5 protein-coding genes and 1 tRNA gene are annotated in these 6,181 nt (G+C 40.4%); 5 read left to right on the forward strand and 1 reads right to left on the reverse strand.

Translation table 11 applies throughout. From position 1 onward, the window contains the following. Positions 1-39: 39 nt before the first annotated feature. The 4 genes from G610_RS0109170 to G610_RS0109185 all read left to right on the forward strand — a co-directional run bounded on the left by G610_RS0109170 (position 40) and on the right by G610_RS0109185 (position 4,427). Complete coding sequence (locus tag G610_RS0109170) at positions 40-1,257, forward strand: aminotransferase class V-fold PLP-dependent enzyme (RefSeq protein ID WP_026524542.1); 1,218 nt, start codon at positions 40-42, stop codon at positions 1,255-1,257. Positions 1,258-1,405: 148 nt separating this feature from the next. Further along, entirely contained in the window at positions 1,406-1,867 is a 462-nt protein-coding gene (sufU, locus tag G610_RS0109175; protein ID WP_026524543.1) for a Fe-S cluster assembly sulfur transfer protein SufU, read from the forward strand. A gap of 217 nt (positions 1,868-2,084) precedes the next feature. Further along, entirely contained in the window at positions 2,085-2,870 is a 786-nt protein-coding gene (locus G610_RS0109180; protein ID WP_026524544.1) for a hypothetical protein, read from the forward strand. A 177-nt stretch (positions 2,871-3,047) separates the two neighbouring features. Beyond that, positions 3,048-4,427, forward strand: a complete 1,380-nt coding sequence (locus tag G610_RS0109185) for a hypothetical protein (protein WP_026524545.1) — start codon at positions 3,048-3,050, stop codon at positions 4,425-4,427. Between the two features lie 263 nt (positions 4,428-4,690). Here G610_RS0109185 and G610_RS0109190 read toward each other — a convergent pair. Next, positions 4,691-4,763: transfer RNA gene (locus G610_RS0109190), tRNA-Lys, on the reverse strand. Between the two features lie 368 nt (positions 4,764-5,131). Between G610_RS0109190 and G610_RS0109200 the strand changes: the two genes are divergently transcribed. Beyond that, positions 5,132-5,929, forward strand: a complete 798-nt coding sequence (locus G610_RS0109200; RefSeq protein WP_051197897.1) for a hypothetical protein — start codon at positions 5,132-5,134, stop codon at positions 5,927-5,929. The last annotated feature ends 252 nt before the right edge of the window (positions 5,930-6,181 follow it).

Raw genomic sequence — 6,181 nt, forward strand, 5'->3', positions numbered from 1 at the left:
CTAAGGAGCGGATGCAGGAAGGCTAGAAGGAGCAATAGGATGACACCTGAGGATTTCAGAAAAGATTTCCCCATACTTGGAAAAGGGGACTACATTTATTTTGATAATGCTGCCACATCTCAGAGACCCACTGCGGTTGTGGATGCTATAAAGGATTTTTATGAAAATTCCAATGCAAATCCCTTAAGAGGTCTCTACGACTGGAGCGTTGACGCCACAGAGAGATATGAGCATGCAAGAGGAGTAGTTGCTGATTTTATCGGCGCAGCATCTCCTGAAGAAATCATATTTACCAGAAATACCACAGAGTCCATGAATCTTGTGGCATACAGCTATGGCCTTTCCAATGTAAATGAAGGCGATGAAGTGGTTATCACCGTGATGGAGCACCACAGCAATATTCTTCCCTGGCAGATGGTTTGCCGTGAGAAAAAGGCAAAGCTCATCTATCTGGAGCCTGATGAAGAAGGCGTGATCACAGAGGCTGAATATAAGAGCAAGATTACTGATAAGGCAAAGATCGTGTCTATCGGGCATGTTTCAAATGTATTTGGAATAACCAATCCCGTTAAGGAGATTGCGGCTTACGCTCATGAAAAGGGCGCTACAGTTGTTTTGGACGGTGCTCAGGCAGCTCCCCATATTCCTGTGAATGTACAAGCGCTTGATGCTGATTTTTATGCATTATCAGGACATAAGCTCATGGCTCCTATGGGAATTGGCGTACTGTATGGCAAAAAGGCCATTCTTGAAAATATGAAACCTTTCCTTACAGGCGGCGAGATGATCGAATATGTTACAAGAGAGGATGCCACTTATGCAGAGCTTCCTCATAAGTTCGAGGCAGGAACCGTCAATGCAGCAGGAGCTGTAGGCTTAGAAGCAGCAATTAAGTATCTTCAGAAGGTTGGCTTTGATTTTATAAGCAAACAGGAAGAAAAACTCACTGTCCGCATGATGGAAGGCATGAAAAAGCTTCCTTATATCAAGATCTACGGATCATCAGATCCCAAAAAGCACAGCGGAATCGTTACATTTACAATGGATGGAGTTCATCCTCATGATATTTCCTCAGTTTTAAATGATGATCATGTATGCGTAAGGGCAGGACATCACTGTGCGCAGCCTCTTATGCAGTTTATAGGTGCAGGATCAACGGCAAGAGCCAGCGTATATTTCTATAACACAGAGGAAGAGGTAGACAGATTCCTAGAGCACCTTTCCAAGGTCCGCGCTGTTATGGGATATGAGGACTGAGCGTTGTTTTAAGAAAGATAATTAAAATACTGCCTTCTCCATAAAAAGGGGGCGTACGATGTCCGGGGGACGTCGGTTCTGCGCGGACCGAAGCGGAACGGAGAAGGTGGCACGAAGTGCCGAATAAGGGTTTTAGAAAGGCAATATAATGGATTTAAAGGGTTTATACAGAGAAATAGTTAACGAGCACAATTTAAGACCTGTGCACAAGGGAGAGATGGAGAATCCCGATCTGGTGCTGAGAGGCGTTAATCCCAGCTGCGGCGATGATATTACATTACAGCTTAAAGTGGTAGACGGCGTAATCGATGATGCCATGTTTAGCGGCTCAGGCTGCGCTATCTCACAGGCTTCAGTAGATATGATGGCAGATCAGATCATTGGCAGATCCAAAGAGGATGCCATTAAGCTTGCAGGAACCTTTATGGGAATGATTAAGGGCGAGATTAAAGACGAGGAGCAGCTTGAAGAGCTCGATGAGGCAGCAGCACTTCAGGATATTTCACACATGCCTGCAAGAGTTAAGTGTGCTGTTCTTGGCTGGAAGACCATGCAGGAGATGCTTGAGCATCCCGAAAAAGCAGGAAATGTAAGCACAGAAGGCGAATGAAACCCGGAGCTGTGGTCATTAAGACCTGGGGAACAACTTTTGAGAAAAGTCAGATAATTATATATATTGTCAGATGTTGCGGAAACTATTGCCGCAACTCGCTGAATTATGTGATTAATAGCGAAGTAATGAGAAGATTAAGTCATTTTTTTACTTTTGCTGTTAATATAAAATTATTTTCGTGAGGGGAGAACACGAAAAAGGAGAAGAAGGGGAAATGAAAAGAGTTTTAGGTTTAGTAATGGCTGCTGTACTTACAGTGTCATCACTTGGAGGGTTCGGAGGCCTTAAGGTTAAGGCAGCCGAGACAAATGTTTCGAGAGAAACAGCACTTGAAATCGGCAATGATGATTTTAAAACAGGTTCACTTACAAAGGAAGAGTCAAAGGTTGGCCGCTGGTATAAGTTCACAAACTATTCTAATCAGTGTTCTTATGCTGAAGTAACAATGTCACACACAGATGGAGACGTCTGGCCCAATTTTGCATTCTATTATAAGAACGGTAAGGCTACAGGTCATTCAGGTTTCTTTACAGGTGACGGTGAGACAGTAGTTATCGGCATGGAAGCTCATGAAACAATTTATCTTCACATCCACAGCGATGGTTGGAGAAGTGGTTTTTCAACTTACGTAAAGATCACTCCTGAAGAGCCAAATGATTTCAAAACAGCAAAGAAGACTTATAAATCAGGCAAGAACATTTACGGAACAATCGAACACGATAAGGATGTAGACTTTTTCAAGATTAAGCCCAAGAAGACCGGCACAATGACCATCAAGATCACAAACAACGACCTTGGAAATGACTTATCACACCTCAAGTACACTGTATTCAACAAGTCCAAGAGAGCTAAGGCAAACGGCAGTATCGACTACGGTAAAACAAAGAAGATAAAGCTTAAGGTCAAGAAGAACCAGCCTATCTACATCAAGCTTGAGGGTTATTTCTTCTGTGCTCGTAGAGAAAACGGAACCTATGTAATAGGAACAAAGATCAAATAATTAGAATGTTTTATGGCTCCCGGAATCATAATGATTTCGGGAGTTTTTATTTTTTGAGTGCATTTTTAATTTTACGCGTGTAATTTTTTATTCTGATGCATATATATTTAAGTAACAAGAAAAATTATATGTACGCTTAAAAAAATATTTCTTATGAGCGTGGCAAGGAGGGGAATAATGCCAAAGCAGGAAGTAGTTGAGATCGAAAATAGAGATTATGAAATCAGACACTTAAACGGTGCGTATAATAAACTGTTTGGATTTCCAAAAGCGAATTATAACCTGGGTCAGCTTTCTGATCTGCTCGAAACACGTCTTGAAAATCAGAATCAGAAAAACGCTTTGAGAGCGTATATGAATGCAATAGCAAACGATGAAACAGGAACTGAGACACTGAACGCAGTAACAGTATTTAGTAAATTTTTAAAAGACGAGCTTGATACAAGAGGCCTTATGAGTGAACTTTCCAGACTAAGCAAAAGTAGTGTGGAGCAGGCGACCTTTAACAGCCATGATAATCTTGATATTGTAATTGAGTATGCTGAAGAAGAGCTGAAAAAGCTTAATAAGGGTGAAAAAAAAGAACCTGTAAAGAAAATCAGTTTTAATGATATAAAGACTATGAAGCATGAAGAAGTGCTTGATGAGCCACAGCATGAGATTAATATTGATAAGCTTAATTTGGATGAAGACCAAAGGGATAAGTTTATTGAATCAAAGTATGATGTTGAAACTATCAGAGTAATGATCGAAGGAAAACTCAAGAGTGACAATCAGAAGAAAGTTGTTAGAGCAGTACTGAATGGATGCTCGAAAAAAGGTTTTGATTGTGATGGTTTTCTCAAGAAATTCATTAAACACAGTAATGCTCTCATTAATGGCGATAAGTTAGCATCCACTTATATGGAGGATTTAGACAAAGAGCTTAAGTATGCAACTCATTTTAGTAAACACAGACCATTCCTGAGTGAAGCAGGAGAGCTTGCATCAAAAGAGGCTAACAAAAAGACACTTGGTAATGCGTCAAAAGTGAATGGATTTTTAGACAGTATGGATTCACAGAAGAATGAATTCCCGGCTGTAAGCAGAGAATCCTGTGAGTTTTTCCATACAATTACTGCAGATGCCAAAAATGCAAAGAGTGGCATTAGGAATTCAAAGCAATATAAGAGTTTTTATACGGAACTGAAAAAAGCATCGGAACTTATGGATAATCTGTATTTGCTTTCAAATAATGGTGGAGAATCTATACGATTAACAGGAATTAAAAATAAAGATCTCAAAACGGATCTGCTTCCGTTTGCTAAGGATGGTAAGGTCATCAAACGCGAGGATATTATGACCGCCTACCAGCAGACTATGGAGAATGTTAAAAAATACGCCAAAGACTATGAGAATTATAAATTTAAGACTAAAACAGAAGATAAGAAAAGAGAACCCGGAAAGAAGCTGGTTAATTCAGACGACAAGAGAAAGCTTAAGCTCACAGCAGTCTTCACCGGAAAGACTGAATATGGTGCATATTTGAAGGAAAATAGTAAGAAGATTGTGTTATAAGGGTTACAGGTAGAACCATGCCGACAGACTCGGAACCGCTGCGCTTCTGTCTTCGCTCCGCTTCGGGTGGCGCTAAACAGACGTCCCCCGGACGTCTAGCGCCCTCGTTGTCGCGGCATTCGCCGTATAAAATAAAAGATATAGTTTACCCTTAGTGAGCGAGCTCCCGCGGGTAAATTATATCTTTTATTTTGCATGGCTCATTGCTTTGCGCAAAAAAAAGTACCGCCCCATGGGATATACCCACAAAACAGTACTCGGCGTGCGCCTCCAGGGGCTCGAACCCTGGACACCCTGATTAAGAGTCAGGTGCTCTACCAACTGAGCTAGAAGCGCATCTTTATTGGTGTTCGTGTCGCTGTCTCAACGACAAGTGCTATCTTACTACGGTTTTTTTTATAATGCAAGCACTTTTTTTAAAATTTTTCAATTTTTTTTCTTTTTTTAGAATTACAAATACGAAAACGCTAGAATTCAAGCGGGTTTCCGCTGATGAAAATTTTTCAAAAAAGTTTTCTTTTTTCATATAATACGGCATTTTTACGCTTGAGAGAATGGTTGACTTCCAATTTTTTCTATGATAAAAATGTATCCGTTGTCGTTCAGACAATAAAAATCCCTATTTTTGTTGGAAATTTTGAATTGGCCCGTATATGTGAGCTGTTAGTTTTTTGCGCCTAGATGCGCGCGATGGAGGAATTTTTGTGTTAAGAAAAAATGATTTTTTGCTTCAGCTAAGATGTCGAAGCTATGATCTGGAAAAGTTGATAGAACAGAAAACAAAACTTTTGAAGAATGCCCCGGAAGGTAAACTTCGAATTATAAACAAAGGCAGTTTTTATCAATACTATTTTAGGCAGAGAGGAGAGAAGGAAGGTGGATATCTGAGAAAAGATAATATGGAAAAGATCTATGCGTATGCTCGAAATGACTATGACAGAGCAGTTATTGCAGCCGCGGTTAAAGAACAGAAGTTGATCGAAACCTTTTTAGATAAGTATGAGGAGCCTTTCTTGAAGATTTATGATAAATATCCTGATGAAATCAAGAAGATTCTTAATCCAGCAGACATAACAGATGAGGAGTACGCAAGAAGATGGAAAACAAAACCCTACAAAGGAAAAGAGTTTGATGAAGCTGATCCTGTACATTTGACAGCAAACGGCCTTAGAGTCAGGTCCAAGTCAGAAGTAGTAATCATAGGAGTTCTTGAGAAGCTGGATATTCCATACAGATATGAGTGTCCGTTGAAACTTTCAAGCGGAGAGATTGTTCATCCGGATTTCACTTTGCTAAATAAAAAGACAAGAGAGGTTGTCTACTATGAGCACTTAGGAAAAATGGATGAGATGGGCTATGTGGCTTATAACTTAGGGCGCCTTAAAAAGATGGAGGATTCCGGTATCTATTTAGGAAAGAATTTAATAATTACATATGAGACAAAAGCTGATCCGCTAAATTCAGGAAAAGTGGAGAGGATGTTGATGTCTTTCTTTGGGTGAGAATCTGTGGCTGCAGGCTTTAACGGAGGGAGTTATTGGGGAATAGCAGCAGAATAATATAGCTTGCGCAGAGGAAATTGGGAAAAGGGCTGAAATAGAGGCGTAGAGCAAGGAGTGACTAGAGAGATTTGACTGTTCGCGCAGAGGAAAGTGAGAAAATGGCTGAAATAGAGGCGTGAGACAAGGAGTGACTAGAGAGATTTGGCTGTTCAAGCAGAGGAAATCGGGAAAAAGTCTGAAATAGAGGCGTGA

The organism is Butyrivibrio sp. MB2005 (genome assembly GCF_000424285.1).
GTDB lineage: Bacteria > Bacillota > Clostridia > Lachnospirales > Lachnospiraceae > Butyrivibrio.